Genomic DNA, 299 nt, shown 5'->3' on the forward strand with positions numbered 1-299 from the left:
CCATTCGTAGTAGCCTTGGCGGCGCACGCCAAGGACCCGGCAGGTCACCGCGACGTCGAATCCATCGTCGGCGAGTTCACGGACCAGCGGGAAAACTACTTTGGGAGAACGTTCTCCCGGGCGAAATACGCGGCCGCCCGCTTGAGAATCTCGTTCTCCACCTCACGGCGACGCTTCTCCTTACGGAGCCCGGTCAATTCGCGTTTCTCGGCGCTACTCAGCCGTGAATCGGAGCCGCCGGTGTCGTCGGCGGCGGCCTGGGCCATCCAGCTCCGCAAACACGACTCCGATATCGACAG

At 63.5% G+C, this 299-nt stretch carries 1 protein-coding gene; it reads right to left on the reverse strand.

What is annotated here, in order from left to right:
• Nucleotides 1–95: 95 nt before the first annotated feature.
• On the reverse strand, nt 96–299 hold a 204-nt coding region (locus FVA95_RS31250), incomplete at its 5' end, for a transposase (RefSeq protein ID WP_368667394.1).

This window comes from Pseudonocardia sp. EV170527-09 (genome assembly GCF_008369905.1).
Taxonomy (GTDB): Bacteria; Actinomycetota; Actinomycetes; order Mycobacteriales; family Pseudonocardiaceae; genus Pseudonocardia.